This window comes from Pseudomonas sp. 9.1(2019) (assembly GCF_009910445.1).
In the GTDB taxonomy this organism is placed as follows: domain Bacteria; phylum Pseudomonadota; class Gammaproteobacteria; order Pseudomonadales; family Pseudomonadaceae; genus Aquipseudomonas; species Aquipseudomonas paraversuta.
On the sequence record NZ_VBWF01000011.1, the window covers coordinates 601331 to 618640 of the forward strand.

The window sequence follows — 17310 nt, forward strand, 5'->3', positions numbered from 1 at the left end:
GCCGGGGCTACAGTTTGTGCGTCTGAACCCCGGCCCGGCCATTGTCTTGTGTGCCGCTAGGCGGGTGTATCCGGTTGCCGCGCGGGGTGTGCAGCGACAAACGCGGGGTGCTGCTCTGCCAATGCCGAAACCCGGGCGATCCGCGGGTATGGCACCAGCGATACCTTGAAGCGCTCAGCCGCATACAGCTGCGGGATCAGGTACACATCCGCCAGCCCGGGCTCCGGGCCGAAGCAATAGCCGCTATCGCCAATCAGTTGTTCAATGGCCGCCAGGCCCTGGCTGACCCAGTGACCTATCCATTGCATGACCTGCTCTTCGGTCTGCCCCGTCTGGCGCAGTTGATTGAGCACGCTGGCGTTGTGCAGCGGATGAATATCACAGGCCACCAGGGCTGCCACCGCACGTTCGCGGGCACGGGTGTCCAGATCTTCGGACAGCAACGCCACCTGCGGATACCGCTCCTCGAGGTATTCGATAATCGCCGGGGACTGGGTCAGCACCCTGCCCTCCTCCGTACGCAAGGCCGGTACCCGGCCTTGGGGATTGATCGCCAGATATGCCGGCTGGCGGTGCTCGCCGCCGCCAGCGGCAATCAGGTTGACCGGCACCGCCTGATAATCCAGACCTTTAAGCGCCAGCGCGATCCTCACCCGGTAGGACGAGGTCGAGCGGTAGTAGGTAAAGAGTTGCATGGCTCGCTCCTTTAGCGCGCAGCGACGACCTTGCCCCGGCATTCGCCAAAACCGATGGAGGCATACCCTTCACGGGTGCAACGGGCACGCAGGATGATTTCGTCGCCGTCCTCAAGGAACTTGCGAACCTCGCCCGACGCCAGTTCGATCGGGTGTTTACCGCCCTCGGTGATTTCCAGCAGGCTGCCCAGTTGCGAGCGGTCAGGGCCCGACAGGGTGCCCGAACCGAACAGGTCGCCCGATTGCAGCTGGCAACCGTTGACACTGTGGTGAGCCACCAGCTGCGCGGCAGTCCAGTACATGTTCAGACTGTTGCTCAAGCCCAGTCGATGGGCCGGCAGATTTTGTTCACGCATCCCCTGGGTCAGCAGTAGCACTTCGAGCTCGATGTCCAACGCGCCCTGGCCCTGATCCTTGGGATCGAGCAAGTACGCCAGGGGCTGCGGGTCGCCTTCAGGACGGGCCGGCTGCGCGCGGCGGAACGGCTCCAGCGCTTCGGCCGTCACCACCCACGGGGAAATGCTGGTGATGAAGCTTTTGGACAGGAACGGCCCCAGCGGCTGGTATTCCCAGGCCTGGATATCACGCGCCGACCAGTCGTTGAGCAGGCAGAAACCGGCAATGTGTTCGCCCGCTTCGCTGACCGGGATGGCATCCCCCAGGTCATTGCCCTGGCCAATCCAGATACCCAGTTCCAGTTCGTAATCCAGACGTGCACAGGGCCCAAAAGTCGGCTCGGTCTGACCGGCGGGCAAGGTTTGTCCTTTAGGACGACGCACCTCGGCACCCGATGCGCGAATGGTGGAAGCGCGGCCGTGGTAGCCGATTGGCACGTACTTGTAGTTGGGCAGCAAAGGATTGTCAGGGCGAAACAGTTTGCCGACGTTTTTCGCGTGTTCGATGCCGACATAAAAATCGGTGTAGTCACCGATTTTGGCCGGCAGGTGTAATTGGCAATCCGCCGCCAGCGGTAGCAGTTTCGCACCCTGGGCTTCGATCTTGCCCCGCAGGGTGCTGCCCTCGCCCAGCAGCTCCAGCAAGCGTTCGCGCAAGGCTACCCGGGCACTGCGGCCCAACGCAAAATAGGTATTCAAGGCGCCGCCCAGCGAGGCTTCCACCGCGACCTTGGCCTGACCTTCAAACAAACCGGCAGCCAGCGCCGCCTCAAGATCAAAAATGTGCTCGCCGATGGCGATGCCGCTACGGGGCACCGAGCCATTGAGGCTGAAGATCCCCATGGGCAAGTTTTGCAACGGGAAATCACTGTGGCCGTTGGCGGAGGCGATCCAGCTGCGGGTAAATGTGGACTGGGTCATGTTTATCTCCGATTCGGGTTGAAGGTTGTGGGCAGCGAAGCCCAGCAAGCGTCGTAACTGGATTGCAACTGCGGGCATTCAAGGGCGAACCGGCTGGGGCGCAACACCTGGCTGGTCTCAAACATAAAGGCCATGGTGTTATCGATTTTGCTCGGTTGCAGCTCTGCTGCAATGGCATTGGTACAGGTTTCGGCGTCCGGGCCATGGGCGCTCATGCAGCTGTGCAGCGAAGCACCACCGGGCAGGAACCCCTCGGCCTTGGCGTCGTAACTGCCCTGGATCAGGCCCATGAACTCGTTCATCAGGTTGCGGTGGAACCATGGCGGCCGGAAGGTGTTTTCAGCCACCATCCAGCGCGGCGGAAAGATCACGAAGTCGAGGTTGGCCAGACCCGGCACGCTGGTGGGCGAGGTCAATACCGTGAAGATCGAGGGGTCGGGATGATCGAAGCTGACGGTGCCAATGGTGTTGAAGCGCCGCAGGTCATATTTGTACGGCACGTTATTGCCATGCCAGGCGACCACGTTGAGTGGCGAGTGATCCAGCTCGCAACCCCACAGCTCACCGAGGAATTTTTGCACCAGAGGGGTCGGTTGCCCGTTATGTTCGTAGTGGGCCACCGGGGCCAGAAAATCCCTGGGATTGGCCAGGCCATTGCTGCCAATGGGGCCCAGATCCGGCAGGCGCAGCGGCGCCCCATGGTTTTCGGCCACGTAGCCACGGGCTTGCGGGTCGAGCAGTTCAACACGGAACTTGAGGCCACGGGGGATCACGGCAATCTCCAGAGGCTCAAGCTCCAGCCCCCCCAACTCGGTCGCAATCCGTAGACGGCCCTGCTCGGGTACCAGCAGCAATTCACCGTCGGCATTGAAGAACACGCGCCGCATCGAGGTGTTCGCGCAGTAGCTGTAAATGCTGATACCCGCAGGTTTGTCCGCAGCGCCATTGGCCGCCATAGCCACCAGACCGTCAATGAAGTCTGTGGCCTCATCCGGGATTGGCAGCGGGTTCCAGCGCAGGCGATTGGGGGTTACCGGGCCCAATCCGCCGCCGCCCAGTTGCCGCCCGAGCTTGACGAATGCCGGGTGGTTGGCTGATGGCTTGATCCGGTACATCCAGGTGCGGCGCGATTCGCTGCGCGCCATGGTGAACGCGGTACCCGACAACAACTCGGTGTACAGGCCGTAGGGGACTTGTTGCGGGGAGTTCTGGCCGACCGGCAACGCGCCGGGCAATGCTTCGCTGCTGAATTCATTGCCAAACCCGGATTGATACACGAGATCGGACAAAGACGAGTCGAGGTTCATGGCGCCTCCAGTGTGGAGAATACAGCTGACTGCGCCCGGCCCGAAAACAGCTTGCGCGTCGCTGCGTTATTTTTATCGTAATTCAATTACGCATAACGTAATTTGATTGGTATTAAGCGTCAAGCTATAAAGACGCCCATTCGTCCTGAGATCCCAGCAGCCCATGGAAAAGCCACGCAGCAGTAACGACAGCACTGGCAAACAGAAAGTGCGCTCCGCCGAAGTCGGCACTGACATCCTCAAGGCCCTGGCCGAGCTGTCACCTTCCACTTCCCTGTCGCGTCTGGCCGAGCACGTGCAAATGCCGGCGAGCAAGGTGCATCGCTACTTGCAGGCATTAATTGCCAGTGGTTTTGCCGAGCAGAATGCAGCCACCAATCATTACGGACTGGGGCGTGAGGCGTTACGTGTGGGGCTGGCCGCACTCAACAGCATGGATGTGCTGAAAGTCGCCGCCCTGCCCATGGCCGAACTGCGCGATGACTTGAATGAAACCTGCTTTCTGGCGGTGTGGGGCAATCAGGGGGCAACCGTGGTGCATATTGAAGCCGCGGTTCGCGCAGTCACGGTGGTGACCAAACTGGGTTCGGTGCTGCCCCTGCTGAGTTCGTCCACGGGGCTGGTGTTCAATGCCTTTCTGCCTGACCGGGAAACCGCCACATTGCGCGAGCTGGAGTTGCAAACCGATAAAATTCATCCGCTGAAAAAACCTGAAACCTACGCCGCAACCGGTGTACAGATCCGTGAACGGGGATTGCATTTTGTCCATGGCTTGCTGATGCCCGGGGTCGATGCATTATCGGCACCGGTGTTTGATGCCACCGGTCATGTGGCTGGCGTACTGACCGTGGTCGGGCCGGCGTCGCTGTTCCATGCCGATGAAAACGGCCCCGCAGCCAAGCGGCTGCTGGAAGCGAGCACGGCCATCAGCTGGCGGATGGGTTATCAACCGGGTTAACAACGCCTGCCGCGGTATAACGTTCGGCTTTCGACTATTGCCGAAGCGGTAACAGAGATTGTCGAAAAGCGGCCTTACTCCATAACAAGACAGCCATTATTCTTATCGAACTTTCCGGCACGGCTGCCGGTCACACGGATTGAGTCAACTCGACTCTCCCCCAGATTTACCCTGACGTTGATTTGTTGCTCCTTGATGAACGTCTTCGTTGGCCGCTGTCCTTCAGCGGCCTTTTTTATGCCCGGAATTTGCCGCGGTTCAAAGCAGCAGCATCAGCAATGGCGCCGCAAACAGGTTGAGGATCCCGGTGAGGACCATGACCAGCCCCGCCACTGACCCCTCTTCACTGCCGACCTCGCGGGCGCGGCTGACCCCCGCTCCGTGGGCCCCGATGCCGAACAGGGCACCCCGCGCCAGACTGCTGCGCAGCGGTAGCCACTTGAGCAGAATCCCCCCCAGCAGTGCGCCAAATACACCGGTAAACATTACAAACACCGCAGTCAGTTCGGGGACTCCGCCCAGGTGTTGGGCCAGGGGCATGGCGAACGGCGTGGTGATGGAACGGGGCACCAAAGACATGGTCAGCGATGTGTCGAGCGCCAGTGCCCTGGCCAGCCAGAATGAGCTGCCAATGGAGGCCACACTCCCCGCCAGCATCCCCAGCAACAAGGCGACCCAATGCCGCGCCAGCAACTTGCGCTGCTGCCAGATCGGCACGGCGAAGGCCACTGTCACCGGGCCCAATACCAGCATCAACCAATGGGTATCGCTTGAGTACTCGGCATAGGCGGTGTGTAGCGGTACGGCCACTGCGAGCAACAGGGCAGGCACCAGAATCAGCGGCGACAGCAGATAGCGCCCGGTGCGCCGGTACAGCCAGCGGCTCAGACCGTAGGCCCCGAGGGTGAGGAGCAGCCAGAACAGAGGCATCCATTCAAACTTCATGGCGCAGTCTCCAGCGGCATACGGCTTCGACGGTAAAGGCGGTCACCACCATGACCAACAAGGTGCTGACCCCGATCACCAGCAATATCCGCCATCCGTCATCGCGTACCAGTGCGCCGTAGTCGAGCAGGCTCATCAGCGCCGGGATGAAGAACAGCAACATTTCGGCCATCAATACCCCGGCACCCAATTGCAGGGTCGCCGGGTTGATCAGCCCCAGGGCAAATGCCAGCAGCAGCAAGACCATGCCAATCACCCCGCCGGGTATTGGCAGGTGCCACCACGCCGCGATCTGACAGCCGAGAAAATAAATGGCCAGCAATACCGCCACCTCACTGACCAGACGGGCAAAGCGTTTTACATCGAAGCGTTTCATATGGGTTCCAGTGCAGACTGGACTTCAGTTTAAAGACAGGCCTTCCATCCCTAAAACGAATTGTTAGACTGGAAGCTATTCCAAAACGGAATCACGCACATGGAATTCAAACAACTGCGCACATTCGTTGAAGTGGCGCGTCAGGGCGGGTTTACCCAGGCCGCCCATCTGCTGCATATCAGCCAGTCAGCGGTGAGTAAACAGGTGGCGCAACTTGAGCAGAACCTTGGCACGCCACTGTTCGATCGCCTGGGTTCGCAGGTGCGCCTGACGGCGGCGGGAAATGTGGTGCTGCAGCGCGCAGAAGGCATGCTGCGCCTGCACAATGAGCTGCTCAGCGAGCTGGACGACTTGAGCCAGTTGACCCGGGGCGAGTTACGGGTAGGGCTGCCGCTACTGGGCAGTAATACCTTGTTCGCCAGCCTGTTTGCCGAGTACCGGCGGCGTTACCCCAATATTCAGGTGCAACTGCTCGAAGGCGGCAGCATGCATATTGAGCAGGCGGTGATGAGCGGAGAACTGGAGCTGGGCGGCAGTCTGACCCCGAAAAACCCGCTGTTCGGCTATCAACCGTTTTGCGATGAACCGCTGGATGCGCTGCTGCCGGAGGATCATCCGCTTGCACAGGACGGCAGCGTGCGTCTGGAGCAATTGGCCGATACACCGTTTTTGCTCTACCAGCGCAGCTTCATGCTCAACGAGCGTTTGCTGCAGGCGTGCCATCAATCGGGCTTCACACCCAAAGAAGGTGGCCGCAGCGGGCAATCGGATTTTTTAGTGGCGCTGGTGGCCGCCGGACAAGGCGTGGTGCTGCTGCCCAGCGTGGTGGCCCGGGCTCTGGTACGGCCGGGGGTCGTGCGTTTGAAGCTGATCGCGCCGGATTACCTGCGCTGGGATATCGCCTTTATCTGGCGCGACGGGGCTTATTTGTCGCGGGCAGCCCAAGCCTGGCTGGAGCTGCTGCGCGAGCGGCCGGTTATTGCGTCAGTGCCTTGATCAAGTCCTGCAGCCAGGGCTCGGCGTCCTCTTCCGGGGTAACGGTGACGCTGGAGTCCAGGCGCAGCATGGGCTGCACCTCGCGCAGCCCCAGCTCTGCGAACAGCTCACGGATTTGCTCGCCGCCGCCGCAGAAAGTGTCGCCATAACTTTCATCACCAAGGGCGATCACGGCACCGGGCAAGCCACGCCAGGCGGCCGGCAGCAGATCACGGATCTCGCAGTACAACGGCATCAGGTTGTCGGGCAGCTCGCCCATGCCCGTGGTCGAGGTGACGGCCAAAAAGGCTTCAGGAGCGAAGGCCTGAATATCTGCCAGGCGGGCGCGAGGATTGAGCAAAACCTCAAAGCCGGCATCGGTCAGCAGTTGTCTGGCGTTGCGGGCGACTTCTTCTGCGGTGCCGTACACCGAGCCGGAAAGGATGGCGACTTTCATCAATCTGATCCTGTAACTGACTAAAAGTCCGGGATATTAGCAGGTGAGGCGCAGCTTTCGGTGATGGCACGTAGACTGCACCTGCGACCGGCTTAAAATGCCAGCACTTTGCCGCCCCTCCGGAGAACCCCACGATGATTACTTCCCGCTTGTTGCAACGCATGGTGGACGCGTCCCAGGACGGCATTGTGATTGCCGAACAGGAGGGCGAAGACAACATTCTGATTTACGTGAACAAGGCATTTGAAACGCTCACCGGTTACAGCAGCGACGATATTTTGTATCAGGACTGTCGCTTTTTGCAGGCCGGTGACCGCGATCAAACCGGCCTGCAATTGATCCGCGATGCCATCGCCAGCGGCCAGCCGACTCGCCAGATACTGCGCAACTATCGCAAGGATGGTGCGCATTTCTGGAACGAGCTGTCGATCACCCCCGTGTTTAACGAGAACGATCAGCTCACCTACTTTATTGGCGTGCAAAAAGATGTCACGGCCCAGGTCAAAGCCCAACAGCGGGTGGCGCAACTGGAAGCCGAACTGGCCGGGGTAAAAGCCGAACTCCAGGCGCTCAAGGCGACGAACGGAGTTAACAAAACACAGATTTGAAGGTCTTAGTCTCACCTGCGCTGATTTGTAACGCTAATTTACGAGCCAGATAATGTCCCACGAGACCCTTCTGACTCAGGACGAGTTGGATTTTATCCAGACGATGCATCAGAACCCGCAGCTCAATCAGCGGGACGCTTCGTCGAGCCTCACGGTTAAAGGGGTCTCGCAAATACGTGATCTGCTCACCCGCCTGGCCGCCCATGAACAAGTCACGATCCAGGCGCAATTTGCCGACCAGCAAATGAGCTTTCCGTTAAGCCTGGTGGAAGACGAGTTCCATGCACAGCATTTGCAGCTGGGAGCGCCGAGCATTTTTGAAGACGGGCCCCTTGGCCGCCCGTGGCGCCTGACCCTGGAAGAACCGGTGGCACTGGAGAATATTCGGGCCAGACCCGGAAACCTGTGGGTCACCCAGGTATCGTTCAAGGGACTGCTGGTGGAGGTGCGCAACAACAGTCAGCCACCGCGTCAGTTTGCCCAATGGTTCAGCCCCGTGGGCTATGAACGGATCGCCGTACGCGGCACGCTGGAGCGCAAGACCGAATCAGGCCTGTATGCCTACCGGCTTGGCCAGCACGATAAAGGCCAGACCGAGCGTCTGCGCCAGTTCATCCTGCAACAGCATCGTCTGGCGCATCCGGCATTTCACAGCTCATAGCCCTCAGCGCCCCTTGAGTTCAGCATCCAGCTGCTGACTCACCCCAGCAGCCTGGCGCCCCAAACAGACAACCGATGTTCCCTGCAGCGCCTCTTGCGCCGTGTGCACAGCCTCGCCCGCCAAAAACAGCGGACAGTTCAGGCTCGGCGCCAACCGCGTCAGCCGCCGATGGTGCGCGGCGCCCAGGGTACGCTGAGCAAACAGCACAACGGCCTGGGGCCTGATCTTCTCGCAAATCAGCGCAAGCTCGTCCAGTGGCTGCCCTGTCGCCAACACCCTGACCACCCGATCGTGGCGGCTCAGGAGCAAGCCGGCGACCAGCAGCTCCAGCTCATGACACAGCTCCGGCACTGCAACCATCACCACACACTGTGCGGCTTGTGCCGCCTGCATCTGCAGCCGGTGCTGTACCCGTGCGCGCAGGAACCCGTCCAGCATCAGCCATTCACTGGTGCGGCCGAACTCATCCCGCCCCCTGAGCAGTTGCTGCCACAGCGGCAGAAAAATATCCTGGAAAACGGTTTCTGCCGGGTAACCGGAATAAATCTGCCCGTACAGGCGTTCCAGCTCGGGCTCGTTGAATGCACTCAGCGCAGCCCCTGCACGGCATTGCCATTCACGGTGCTCATTGGCGACAGGCTGCGGGCGCTCATGTGCAGAGTCGTTGGCCAGTAACTGCGCGACTTTGCTGACGGCCACCCCGCGCTCCAGCCAGCCCATGACCCGGCGCACTGTCTCAATATCGGTCACGGAGTACAGACGATGCCCGCTTATGGTGCGCGTTGGCTGGATCAGACCGTAGCGCCGCTCCCAGGCGCGCAGGGTCACCGGGTTGATGCCTGTGAGCCGCGCGACTTCCCTGATCGGATACAAGCCTTGCTGTTCAGGGCAATCGGCAGATAACGCTACGGGCTCAAGTTCAGTAATCACGGGCATTGGAGGGCAAGGACCAAGAGGATATGCAGGGGATTCTACGCCTCATCGCGTCATCTGGTGCTCAAACAGGGGCCGGGATTTTCACGATGCTTTGCGGGATCAGACTTGTCAGCGATACAAACCGGCGCAAAAGAGCTCAGGAGGAACAATCCTTGCTTGTTTTCCAGAACACGGCCCACCACCCCGGTGCTGTGTTTTGTGGCTGCCCTACCCGGGCAGCATCAGCCTTCTGGAGATACACAATGTCTACCACTCCTGTCACCTTGCTGGTTGCACGCCGTGTCGCTGAAGGCCGCTATCAGGAATTGATCGCCTGGCTGCATGAGGGTGAGCAATTGGCCACAGACTTTCCCGGTTACCTGGGCTCCGGCGTTCTGGCCCCGCCTGCGGGCGATGACGAGTTTCAGATCATTTTTCGCTTTGCCGACGAAGCCACCCTCCACGCCTGGGAACACTCGGTCTCGCGCAAGGCCTGGTTGCTGCGTGGCAGTGACCTGTTTGCCCATCCTTCAGAGCGCCGCGTGAAGGGTATCGATGGCTGGTTCGGTGCCAGCGGTCAGCGCCCGCCCCGCTGGAAGCAAGCGGTGGCCATCTGGCTGGCTTTCTTTCCGGTGTCACTGCTGTTCAACTTTGTACTGGGCCCGCTGCTGGGCGAGCTGAGTTTGCTGCCACGCATATTTGTCAGCACCCTGGCCCTGACCCCGCTGATGGTGTTCTGGTTTATTCCACTCTCAACCCACTTGCTGGCCAACTGGCTTCACAGCCTTCCAAACAAGCCGCCGGCCGGCGCAATCGCATCCCATCGCAGCTAAACCCGGATTCGGGCTTGGCCGTTACGTCGCGGACGCTGGTATAGTTTTGCTACTACGCCGCGACAGTTTCCGGCCTTACCTCACCGAGTCCGTCATGCCCTCTCCTTCTGCACCGATTCTGATCACTGGCGCTGGCCAGCGCATTGGTTTGCATTGCGCCAGGCAACTGCTGGCGGACGGTCATGGGGTGATCATCACCTACCGCAGTGAAAAACCCGGCGTACAAGCCTTGCGCGAACTGGGCGCCACGACGCTGTTTGCCGACTTTTCAAACGAAGAAGGTATTCTCGATTTTATCCAGCGCCTGAAAAGCCACACTGACTCGCTGCGGGCCATCGTCCATAATGCCTCGGCCTGGCTTGTGGATACCGTCGACGACCAGACCGCTGCCTTCACGCAGATGTTCAGCGTGCACATGCTCGCACCCTACCTGATCAACCTGCACTGCACTGAACTGCTGGAGCGCTCGACTCCGGCGGACATTGTGCATATCAGCGACGATGTCACCCGCAAGGGCAGCAGCAAGCATATTGCCTATTGCGCGACCAAGGCCGGGCTCGACAGCCTGACCCTGTCATTCGCCGCTAAACTGGCGCCACGCATCAAAGTCAACGGCATTGCCCCGGCCTTGCTGATGTTCAACCCGGACGATGACGCGGCGTACCGCGCCAGCACCCTGGCCAAGTCGGCGCTGGGGATTGAACCCGGCGCCGAGGTGATTTATCAGAGCCTGCGCTACCTGCTGGATAACCCGTATGTGACCGGCACCACCTTGACCGTCAATGGCGGCCGGCATCTCAAATAGCCGTCCCCGAGGAAGTACTTCATGAGCGCAACACTGCCTGAGCAATATCGCGAGATCCTCATCGGTCTCGGTGAAAACCCTGACCGCGAAGGCTTGCTCGACACCCCAGAACGCGCAGCAAAAGCCATGCAGTACCTGTGTCATGGTTACGAACAAAGCGTTGAAACCATCGTCAATGGCGCCCTGTTTGCCTCGGACAGCGATGAAATGGTGATCGTCTCCGACATTGAGCTGTATTCGCTGTGCGAGCATCATTTGCTGCCGTTCATTGGCAAGGCGCATGTGGCCTATATCCCGACCGGCAAAGTGCTGGGCCTGTCGAAAATTGCCCGCATCGTCGACATGTTCGCCCGCCGCCTGCAAATCCAGGAAAACCTGACCCGGGAAATCGCCGATGCCATTCAGGACATTACCCAGGCCGCCGGTGTTGCCGTGGTGATTGAAGCCCGGCACATGTGCATGATGATGCGCGGCGTAGAAAAACAGAACTCAACCATGAACACCTCGGTCATGCTCGGCGCATTTCGCGAATCCAGCACCCGCATGGAGTTCCTGCAATTGATAGGACGGAGCAAGTCTTAATGCCACAACTTCAGCCAGGAATGGCCCGCATCCGCGTCAAAGACCTGTGTCTGCGCACGTACATCGGGATCAACGAGGAAGAAATCCTCAACAAGCAGGATGTATTGATCAACCTCACCATCCTCTATGCCGCCCAGCAAGCCGTGCGTGACAACGATATCGATCACGCCCTCAATTACCGGACCATCACCAAAGCGGTGATCCAGCATGTCGAAGACAACCGCTTCGCCCTGCTTGAGCGTCTGACCCAGGAACTGCTGGATCTGGTCATGGCCAATGGCGCCGTTCTGTACGCCGAAGTCGAAGTCGACAAGCCGCACGCGTTGCGCTTCGCCGAATCGGTTTCAATTACGCTGGCGGCAAGCCGCCAGGCACCCACCCTTTAAATGTCGGTGAATCCCATGACGCCCCAAGAACGCCTTGAACTCGAAGCCGCCGCCTTTCGTCGCCTGGTTGCGCACCTGGACAGCCGCAAGGACGTGCAGAACATTGACCTGATGAACCTCTCGGGTTTTTGCCGTAATTGCCTGTCCAAGTGGTACAAGGCAGCGGCGGACGAGCGTCAGATCGACCTCAGCCTCGATGACGCCCGTGAAGTGGTGTACGGCATGCCTTATGCCGAGTGGAAATCCCAATACCAGAAAGAAGCCAGCGCCGAACAGGCTGCGGCCTTCGCTACAGGAAAAAAGCATGACTGATTTGAATACCCTGCGCGCCAGCCTCAACAGCGGCGAGCACCTGTTCGCCGATACCCTGGCGTTTATCGCAGCGCACTACGATTACCAGCCACAAGCCTTCACCAATGGTGGTGTAGAGAACGCGGCCGGGCAGAATGAGGGCTCGTGCAAAACACTGGGTCTGGCCCTGCTGGAAGGCCTGAGCGATAAAGAAGCGCTGCTGGCTTTCGGCGAGCACTATCGCTCGGTGGTGGCGACTCCGGACGGCACGGACCACAGCAACATCCGCGGGTTGATCGCCCATGGTCTGGCCGGGGTTGAATTCACCGCCCCACCGTTGACCCTGTAGGAGCGAGCTTGCTCGCGAGCTCTTCTTTGCTGCTCTGAAAATCTCGCGAGCAAGCTCGCTCCTACAATTTGCCGCACACAAAAAAACCGGCCGAAGCCGGTTTTTTTATGTCGCAAACTGTCAGAACTGCGCGTTCTGCAGGCCGTCCAGGTAGCGCTCGGCGTCCAGTGCAGCCATGCAGCCCGCACCTGCCGAAGTGATGGCCTGACGGTAGACGTGGTCAGCCACGTCGCCGGCCGCAAACACACCTTCGATGCTGGTGGCAGTAGCGTTGCCTTCACGGCCGCCCTGCACAACCATGTAGCCATCCTTGAGTTCCAGCTGGCCTTCAAACAACGAGGTGTTCGGCGTGTGGCCGATGGCAATGAAGACGCCGTCGACTTTCAACTCGTCAAAGCTGCCATCGTTGTTTTTCAGGCGCGCACCGGTCACACCCATGTTGTCACCCAGCACTTCGTCCAGGGTGGCGTTGAGCTTGAGCTCGATCTTGCCTTCAGCCACACGTGCGTGCAGCTTGTCGATCAGGATCTTCTCGGCGCGGAATGTTTCGCGACGGTGAACCAGAGTCACCTTGCTGGCGATGTTGGCCAGGTACAGCGCCTCTTCAACAGCGGTGTTGCCACCGCCAACCACAGCCACAGGCTTGTTGCGGTAGAAGAAACCGTCACAGGTGGCACAGGCGGAAACGCCTTTGCCCATGAACGCTTCTTCAGACGGCAGACCCAGGTAACGGGCGCTGGCGCCTGTTGCAATGATCAACGCATCGCAGGTGTAAACACCGCTGTCGCCGGTAAGGCTGAACGGTTTGTTTTTCAGATCAACGGCGTTGATATGATCAAACACGATCTCGGTTTCAAAACGCTCGGCGTGTTCGCGCATGCGTTCCATCAAGACCGGACCGGTCAGGCCATGAACATCCCCTGGCCAGTTATCGACTTCGGTGGTGGTGGTCAGTTGACCGCCAGCCTGCATGCCCGTGATCAGCAGTGGTTTGAGGTTGGCGCGGGCCGCGTAGACCGCGGCGCTGTAACCGGCAGGGCCGGAACCCAGAATAATCACACGCGAATGACGTACTTCAGACATGACTCACTCCTATGACCGCCCGTGTCGAAACCGGGTCGGAACGCCGATTGACCGGCTGGAATAAAAAGAAATCGCAAACCTGCTCAGGCAACGCCTGAAACACGCAGATCCTGAAAAATATAGGTGCAGCGTATAGAGGCCGCAGAGAGTAAGGAAATACGCAATAACAATCCAGCTCATAGCTGGTCTCTATGTAGTCAAATAGATGCCTGGACGTCTTTGTTACAGCAATTGTCGATTCTTACGCAAGACTTTCGCCCTACAGATAAAGCCGTTAAGGTCGCCCGGTTTTCCACTGCTCGGAGCACACTATGCCCGCACCCGTTCTCTCTGGCCCACAGTACTTGCGTGAAGGCCTCAAGTTGGTCCTCAGCCCTGGCCTGCGCCTGTTCGTGCTGTTGCCACTGCTGATCAATCTGGTGCTGTTCGTCGGGCTGATTTATTTCGCCGGGCACCAGTTCAGCCTGTGGGTCGATGCCCTGATGCCGTCGCTGCCCCACTGGCTCAGCTTCCTCAACTATTTATTGTGGCCGCTGTTCGTGGTGCTGGTGGCGTTGATGGTGTTTTTCACCTTCACCATGCTCGCCAATATCATTGCCGCTCCTTTCAACGGCTTTCTCTCGGAAAAAGTCGAAGCTGTGGTGCGCGGGGTGGATAACTCGCCGCCTTTTAGCTGGGGCGAACTGATCGCCATGGTGCCACGCACCCTGGCCCGTGAAATGCGCAAGCTGGGCTATTTTCTGCCGCGGGCGATTGCCCTGCTGATCCTGTCGTTTATTCCGGTGCTCAATTTGGTAGCCGCGCCCCTGTGGCTGATTTTCGGGGTCTGGATGATGGCCATCCAGTACATCGACTACCCGGCGGACAACCACAAGCTTGGGTGGAATGAGATGCTCGCCTGGCTGCGTGAAAAGCGCTGGCAGAGCCTGAGCTTTGGCGGGATCGTGTATCTGGTGCTGCTGATTCCGGTGGTCAACATTCTGATGATGCCGGCCGCTGTCGCAGGCGCGACACTGTTCTGGGTGCGTGAGCGGGGCGACGAAGCACTGGCCAGAACCAGAGCCTGATCACTGCAGGGGCCTCGCAATGCTCTGACGCGAGGCACCTGCAGCTATTATTTTTGCCCGCGTCATAAATCCAACATGGCGCTGACATATTGTCGACATGGCTGTACCTGACACTGAGGTCATGACAACAGCCCTGCACATAGCCCTGATCACTGAAACCTTCTCGCCCGAAATCAATGGAGTGGCCAATACCCTCAGCCATTTGAGTGACGGCTTGCGTGCGCGCAATCATCTCGTGGAAGTGGTGCGCCCGCGCCAGACTGAGGATGCCAACCAGCGCAGTACCCCGACGCTGATGCTATGTCGGGGCTGGCCTTTGCCGGGGTATCCGGGTCTGCAATGGGGCATGACGTCGACCCACAGGCTGACCAGACGCTGGCAGCAGCAGCGCCCGGATGTGGTGTACATCGCGACTGAAGGGCCATTGGGATTGTGTGCATTGCGTGTTGCCCGACGCCTGGGCATCGCGGTGGTCAGCGGTTTTCACACCAACTTTCAACAGTACTTCAACCAATATGGTTTGACCTTCTTCAGCCGCGCCCTGACCCGCTATCTGCGCTGGTTCCATAACCGCTCCAGCCTGACCCTGGTGCCCAGTGCCAGCCAGCGCCTGGAACTGACGCGCAGACATTTCGAGCGGCTGGAGTTACTCGCCCGCGGCGTCGACAGTCAGCTGTTCAGTCCGTCCAGACGACAAATGTCTTTGCGCCAAAGTTGGGGCCTGAGGGAAAACGATATTGCGCTGCTACATGTCGGGCGCCTGGCACCGGAAAAAAACCTCGGAGCCCTCAAACGTTGCCTTGATGCATTGCAAGCACGCTATCCGGCACGGCGCTTCAAGTTGATTGTGGTCGGTGACGGACAAAAGCGGGCTGCTCTCGAGGCATCGTTGCCCGAGGCGGTTTTTTGCGGGGTGCAGTGCGCAGAAGCCCTGGCCAACCATTACGCCAGCGCAGATGTGTTTTTATTTCCAAGCCTTTCCGAGACCTTTGGCAACGTGGTGCTTGAAGCCCAGGCCTCGGGGCTGGGGGTCGTGGCCTATGACGAGGCCGCTGCCGGCCAGCATATTCGCCATGGCTATAACGGCGTGCTGGCCATGCCGGGTGATGAGTATGCCTGGCTTGAAGCCGCCTGCTGGCTGCTCGAAGACCCGGAAACCCTGCGCACCATTCGTCTCAATGCCCGCCGGCATGCCAGCCGTCAAAGCTGGCAGGGCATCATCGAGCAGTTCGAAGGCCATTTGCTGCGGGCTGCCCGGGGCTGCACCGGCGCCGTCGAGGTGCCGGTTTAGGACAGGGCTTTTTCAATCGCCTGAATAACCGTCGCATCGTCCGGTGCGGTACGCGGTGAAAAGCGTTCGAGCACGCGGCCGTCCGGCCCCACCAGAAATTTCTCGAAGTTCCAGCTGATGTCACCCGGGAACTCTGCCCCTTCGCCGGCCAGCAAGCGATACAGCTGATGACGCTCCGGACCGTTTACGTCCAGCTTGGCGCTCAGTTCGAAAGTCACGCCATAGTTCAGGCTGCAAAATTCGCGGATTTGCTCTTCAGTGCCCGGTTCTTGCCCGGCGAACTGGTTGCAGGGCACGCCAAGCACCCTGAAGCCCCTGGCCTTGTACTGCTGATAAAGGTTTTCCAGCGCGGCATATTGCGGGGTCAATCCACATTTCGAGGCAACGTTCACCACCAGCACAACCTGGTCTTTGAAGGTTTCCAGGAGCAGCGGCTTGCCGTCCAGTGCGTGGAGATTAAGTTCGTGAAAAGCGCTCATGACAAACTCCTGAATTCCCGGGCCATGTATAAACAATCGCCTGAAGTGCCGATTGCCATATTCTTCAAAAAGCAAAAAGGCGCCCGTAGGCGCCTTTTTCTGGCTAGCTCGCAATTGAGCGTAGCAGCAGTGATCAGTGCTGATGACCGCCTTCACCGTGCACGTGACCGTGAGCAACTTCTTCTTCGCTCGCGTCACGTACAGCAACAACCTTGACCTTGAAGGTCAGGCGCTGGCCTGCCAACGGGTGGTTGCCGTCTACAGTTACGTCGTCACCGTCCAGATCACGGATAGTCACGATCTGCATCTGACCGTCCGGCGCGGAAGCGTGGAACTGCATGCCCACTTCCAGTGTGTCTACGCCTTCGAACATGCTGGCGCTCAAGGTGCTGACCAGTTCGGCAGAGTACTCGCCGTAAGCGTCTTCAGGTTCAACGGTCACTGTCAGTTCTTCACCAACGGCCTTGCCGTCAAGCGCCTTTTCCAGACCCGGAATGATGTTACCTGCGCCTTGCAGGTAAACCAGCGGTGCACCGCCGGCAGAGCTATCGATGACATCACCATCGTCGTTGGTCAGGGTATATTCGATGGAGACAGCCTTGTTGGCGGCGATCGTCATGGGGCGAGACCTTTTGCAAAAAAATAAGTGAGTTCGCAAGTCTAACCAAGCAATCGCCCGAAAGCGAATACAACAAAGACCAACGGATAACTTTGAAAACTTCAACGATCATTGGCTGGCGTCAAGATGAAGAGCAGCACTGGGTCGCAGTGTTGTCATGTGGCCATACCCAGCACCTTCGTCACCAGCCACCCTGGCAATCCAGGCCCTGGGTCCTTGACCCGCAGCAACGCCAGAAAAAAATAGGTCAGCCCTTTACCTGTGGCTGGTGTGCTCAAGACGCAGATAGCGCTAATCTTGGCAATTGATTCA

The 17310-nt window shown here is 59.2% G+C and carries 22 protein-coding genes and 1 pseudogene; 13 read left to right on the plus strand and 10 right to left on the minus strand.

Annotation, left to right across the window (positions count from 1 at the left end; genetic code table 11):
• Positions 1-56 precede the first annotated feature (56 nt).
• The 3 genes from maiA to hmgA are packed head-to-tail and all read right to left on the minus strand — an operon-like array spanning position 57 to position 3318.
• Positions 57-695, minus strand: a complete 639-nt coding sequence (maiA, locus tag FEZ21_RS21675) for a maleylacetoacetate isomerase (RefSeq protein ID WP_160628386.1) — start codon at positions 693-695, stop codon at positions 57-59.
• A gap of 11 nt (positions 696-706) precedes the next feature.
• Positions 707-2011: a fumarylacetoacetase gene (gene fahA, locus FEZ21_RS21680; RefSeq protein WP_160628388.1), complete on the minus strand. Its 1305-nt coding sequence runs from the start codon at positions 2009-2011 to the stop codon at positions 707-709.
• 2 nt (positions 2012-2013) lie between these two features.
• Positions 2014-3318: a homogentisate 1,2-dioxygenase gene (gene hmgA / locus FEZ21_RS21685; RefSeq protein ID WP_160628390.1), complete on the minus strand. Its 1305-nt coding sequence runs from the start codon at positions 3316-3318 to the stop codon at positions 2014-2016.
• 163 nt (positions 3319-3481) lie between these two features.
• On the opposite strand from hmgA, the gene FEZ21_RS21690 reads away from it, so the two are divergent.
• A complete protein-coding gene (locus FEZ21_RS21690) occupies positions 3482-4276 on the plus strand; it encodes an IclR family transcriptional regulator (RefSeq protein WP_003439978.1) in 795 nt (264 codons plus the stop codon).
• 258 nt (positions 4277-4534) lie between these two features.
• Here FEZ21_RS21690 and FEZ21_RS21695 read toward each other — a convergent pair whose 3' ends face one another.
• Both FEZ21_RS21695 and FEZ21_RS21700 read right to left on the minus strand, forming a co-directional pair.
• The gene (locus FEZ21_RS21695; RefSeq protein ID WP_160628392.1) at positions 4535-5221 is read right to left on the minus strand and encodes an LrgB family protein; all 687 of its coding nucleotides are present in this window, start codon (positions 5219-5221) and stop codon (positions 4535-4537) included.
• On the minus strand, positions 5211-5597 hold the full coding sequence (locus FEZ21_RS21700) for a CidA/LrgA family protein (protein WP_003439974.1): 387 nt from the start codon (positions 5595-5597) through the stop codon (positions 5211-5213). Before FEZ21_RS21700 ends, FEZ21_RS21695 begins: the two co-directional genes overlap by 11 nt.
• 99 nt (positions 5598-5696) lie before the next feature.
• On the opposite strand from FEZ21_RS21700, the gene FEZ21_RS21705 reads away from it, so the two are divergent.
• Positions 5697-6593: a LysR family transcriptional regulator gene (locus FEZ21_RS21705; RefSeq protein WP_003439970.1), complete on the plus strand. Its 897-nt coding sequence runs from the start codon at positions 5697-5699 to the stop codon at positions 6591-6593.
• Here FEZ21_RS21705 and FEZ21_RS21710 read toward each other — a convergent pair.
• Positions 6574-7029: a flavodoxin gene (locus FEZ21_RS21710; RefSeq protein ID WP_003439968.1), complete on the minus strand. Its 456-nt coding sequence runs from the start codon at positions 7027-7029 to the stop codon at positions 6574-6576. The two genes, FEZ21_RS21705 and FEZ21_RS21710, sit on opposite strands and share 20 nt — an antisense overlap.
• Positions 7030-7163: 134 nt before the next feature.
• Between FEZ21_RS21710 and FEZ21_RS21715 the strand changes: the two genes are divergently transcribed.
• On the plus strand, positions 7164-7637 hold the full coding sequence (locus tag FEZ21_RS21715; RefSeq protein ID WP_010656027.1) for a PAS domain-containing protein: 474 nt from the start codon (positions 7164-7166) through the stop codon (positions 7635-7637).
• A gap of 52 nt (positions 7638-7689) precedes the next feature.
• A complete protein-coding gene (locus FEZ21_RS21720; RefSeq protein WP_003439965.1) occupies positions 7690-8298 on the plus strand; it encodes a hypothetical protein in 609 nt (202 codons plus the stop codon).
• Between the two features lie 3 nt (positions 8299-8301).
• Here FEZ21_RS21720 and FEZ21_RS21725 read toward each other — a convergent pair whose 3' ends face one another.
• A complete protein-coding gene (locus tag FEZ21_RS21725) occupies positions 8302-9234 on the minus strand; it encodes a MerR family transcriptional regulator (RefSeq protein WP_010656028.1) in 933 nt (310 codons plus the stop codon).
• A gap of 242 nt (positions 9235-9476) precedes the next feature.
• Here FEZ21_RS21725 and FEZ21_RS21730 point away from each other — a divergent pair, with 242 nt between their 5' ends.
• From FEZ21_RS21730 to FEZ21_RS21755, 6 genes are all read left to right on the plus strand, one after another.
• Positions 9477-10046 carry an antibiotic biosynthesis monooxygenase gene (locus tag FEZ21_RS21730; RefSeq protein ID WP_160628395.1) on the plus strand — a complete coding sequence of 190 codons (570 nt, stop codon included), beginning with the start codon at positions 9477-9479 and terminating at the stop codon, positions 10044-10046.
• Between the two features lie 94 nt (positions 10047-10140).
• Positions 10141-10851, plus strand: coding sequence for a dihydromonapterin reductase (folM, locus tag FEZ21_RS21735; RefSeq protein ID WP_003439958.1), 711 nt, complete (start codon positions 10141-10143; stop codon positions 10849-10851).
• 21 nt (positions 10852-10872) lie between these two features.
• Entirely contained in the window at positions 10873-11433 is a 561-nt protein-coding gene (gene folE / locus FEZ21_RS21740; protein WP_003439956.1) for a GTP cyclohydrolase I FolE, read from the plus strand.
• Positions 11433-11819 carry a dihydroneopterin triphosphate 2'-epimerase gene (folX, locus tag FEZ21_RS21745; RefSeq protein WP_003439954.1) on the plus strand — a complete coding sequence of 129 codons (387 nt, stop codon included), beginning with the start codon at positions 11433-11435 and terminating at the stop codon, positions 11817-11819. The genes folE and folX overlap by 1 nt, the downstream gene beginning before the upstream one ends.
• Before the next feature lie 15 nt (positions 11820-11834).
• On the plus strand, positions 11835-12131 hold the full coding sequence (locus tag FEZ21_RS21750; protein ID WP_003439952.1) for a DUF1244 domain-containing protein: 297 nt from the start codon (positions 11835-11837) through the stop codon (positions 12129-12131).
• Positions 12124-12459, plus strand: a complete 336-nt coding sequence (locus FEZ21_RS21755) for a HopJ type III effector protein (RefSeq protein WP_010656030.1) — start codon at positions 12124-12126, stop codon at positions 12457-12459. The genes FEZ21_RS21750 and FEZ21_RS21755 overlap by 8 nt, the downstream gene beginning before the upstream one ends.
• Before the next feature lie 120 nt (positions 12460-12579).
• On the opposite strand, the gene trxB is transcribed toward FEZ21_RS21755, so the two are convergent.
• The gene (trxB, locus tag FEZ21_RS21760) at positions 12580-13542 is read right to left on the minus strand and encodes a thioredoxin-disulfide reductase (RefSeq protein ID WP_003439949.1); all 963 of its coding nucleotides are present in this window, start codon (positions 13540-13542) and stop codon (positions 12580-12582) included.
• Positions 13543-13853: 311 nt separating this feature from the next.
• On the opposite strand from trxB, the gene cysZ reads away from it, so the two are divergent.
• Positions 13854-14609 (plus strand): sulfate transporter CysZ, encoded by a 756-nt coding sequence (gene cysZ, locus FEZ21_RS21765; protein ID WP_003439947.1) that lies wholly within the window; start codon positions 13854-13856, stop codon positions 14607-14609.
• Positions 14610-14706: 97 nt separating this feature from the next.
• Entirely contained in the window at positions 14707-15900 is a 1194-nt protein-coding gene (locus tag FEZ21_RS21770) for a glycosyltransferase family 1 protein (RefSeq protein WP_037001364.1), read from the plus strand.
• Here the strand turns inward: FEZ21_RS21770 and FEZ21_RS21775 are convergent.
• Positions 15897-16379 (minus strand): glutathione peroxidase, encoded by a 483-nt coding sequence (locus FEZ21_RS21775; protein WP_003439942.1) that lies wholly within the window; start codon positions 16377-16379, stop codon positions 15897-15899. The genes FEZ21_RS21770 and FEZ21_RS21775 overlap by 4 nt on opposite strands.
• Positions 16380-16512: 133 nt before the next feature.
• Entirely contained in the window at positions 16513-16998 is a 486-nt protein-coding gene (locus FEZ21_RS21780) for a peptidylprolyl isomerase (protein WP_003439940.1), read from the minus strand.
• Between FEZ21_RS21780 and FEZ21_RS21785 the strand changes: the two are divergent.
• Positions 16997-17306, plus strand: a pseudogene (locus tag FEZ21_RS21785) (DUF3565 domain-containing protein). The gene FEZ21_RS21780 and the pseudogene FEZ21_RS21785 sit on opposite strands and share 2 nt — an antisense overlap.
• The last annotated feature ends 4 nt before the right edge of the window (positions 17307-17310 follow it).

Coding starts and splice junctions, on each gene's coding strand:
- maiA (WP_160628386.1), bottom strand. CDS start 695: ATGCAACTCTTTACCTACTACCGCTCGACCTCGTCCTACCGGGTGAGG.
- fahA (WP_160628388.1), bottom strand. CDS start 2,011: ATGACCCAGTCCACATTTACCCGCAGCTGGATCGCCTCCGCCAACGGC.
- hmgA (WP_160628390.1), bottom strand. CDS start 3,318: ATGAACCTCGACTCGTCTTTGTCCGATCTCGTGTATCAATCCGGGTTT.
- FEZ21_RS21690 (WP_003439978.1), top strand. CDS start 3,482: ATGGAAAAGCCACGCAGCAGTAACGACAGCACTGGCAAACAGAAAGTG.
- FEZ21_RS21695 (WP_160628392.1), bottom strand. CDS start 5,221: ATGAAGTTTGAATGGATGCCTCTGTTCTGGCTGCTCCTCACCCTCGGG.
- FEZ21_RS21700 (WP_003439974.1), bottom strand. CDS start 5,597: ATGAAACGCTTCGATGTAAAACGCTTTGCCCGTCTGGTCAGTGAGGTG.
- FEZ21_RS21705 (WP_003439970.1), top strand. CDS start 5,697: ATGGAATTCAAACAACTGCGCACATTCGTTGAAGTGGCGCGTCAGGGC.
- FEZ21_RS21710 (WP_003439968.1), bottom strand. CDS start 7,029: ATGAAAGTCGCCATCCTTTCCGGCTCGGTGTACGGCACCGCAGAAGAA.
- FEZ21_RS21715 (WP_010656027.1), top strand. CDS start 7,164: ATGATTACTTCCCGCTTGTTGCAACGCATGGTGGACGCGTCCCAGGAC.
- FEZ21_RS21720 (WP_003439965.1), top strand. CDS start 7,690: ATGTCCCACGAGACCCTTCTGACTCAGGACGAGTTGGATTTTATCCAG.
- FEZ21_RS21725 (WP_010656028.1), bottom strand. CDS start 9,234: ATGCCCGTGATTACTGAACTTGAGCCCGTAGCGTTATCTGCCGATTGC.
- FEZ21_RS21730 (WP_160628395.1), top strand. CDS start 9,477: ATGTCTACCACTCCTGTCACCTTGCTGGTTGCACGCCGTGTCGCTGAA.
- folM (WP_003439958.1), top strand. CDS start 10,141: ATGCCCTCTCCTTCTGCACCGATTCTGATCACTGGCGCTGGCCAGCGC.
- folE (WP_003439956.1), top strand. CDS start 10,873: ATGAGCGCAACACTGCCTGAGCAATATCGCGAGATCCTCATCGGTCTC.
- folX (WP_003439954.1), top strand. CDS start 11,433: ATGCCACAACTTCAGCCAGGAATGGCCCGCATCCGCGTCAAAGACCTG.
- FEZ21_RS21750 (WP_003439952.1), top strand. CDS start 11,835: ATGACGCCCCAAGAACGCCTTGAACTCGAAGCCGCCGCCTTTCGTCGC.
- FEZ21_RS21755 (WP_010656030.1), top strand. CDS start 12,124: ATGACTGATTTGAATACCCTGCGCGCCAGCCTCAACAGCGGCGAGCAC.
- trxB (WP_003439949.1), bottom strand. CDS start 13,542: ATGTCTGAAGTACGTCATTCGCGTGTGATTATTCTGGGTTCCGGCCCT.
- cysZ (WP_003439947.1), top strand. CDS start 13,854: ATGCCCGCACCCGTTCTCTCTGGCCCACAGTACTTGCGTGAAGGCCTC.
- FEZ21_RS21770 (WP_037001364.1), top strand. CDS start 14,707: ATGGCTGTACCTGACACTGAGGTCATGACAACAGCCCTGCACATAGCC.
- FEZ21_RS21775 (WP_003439942.1), bottom strand. CDS start 16,379: ATGAGCGCTTTTCACGAACTTAATCTCCACGCACTGGACGGCAAGCCG.
- FEZ21_RS21780 (WP_003439940.1), bottom strand. CDS start 16,998: ATGACGATCGCCGCCAACAAGGCTGTCTCCATCGAATATACCCTGACC.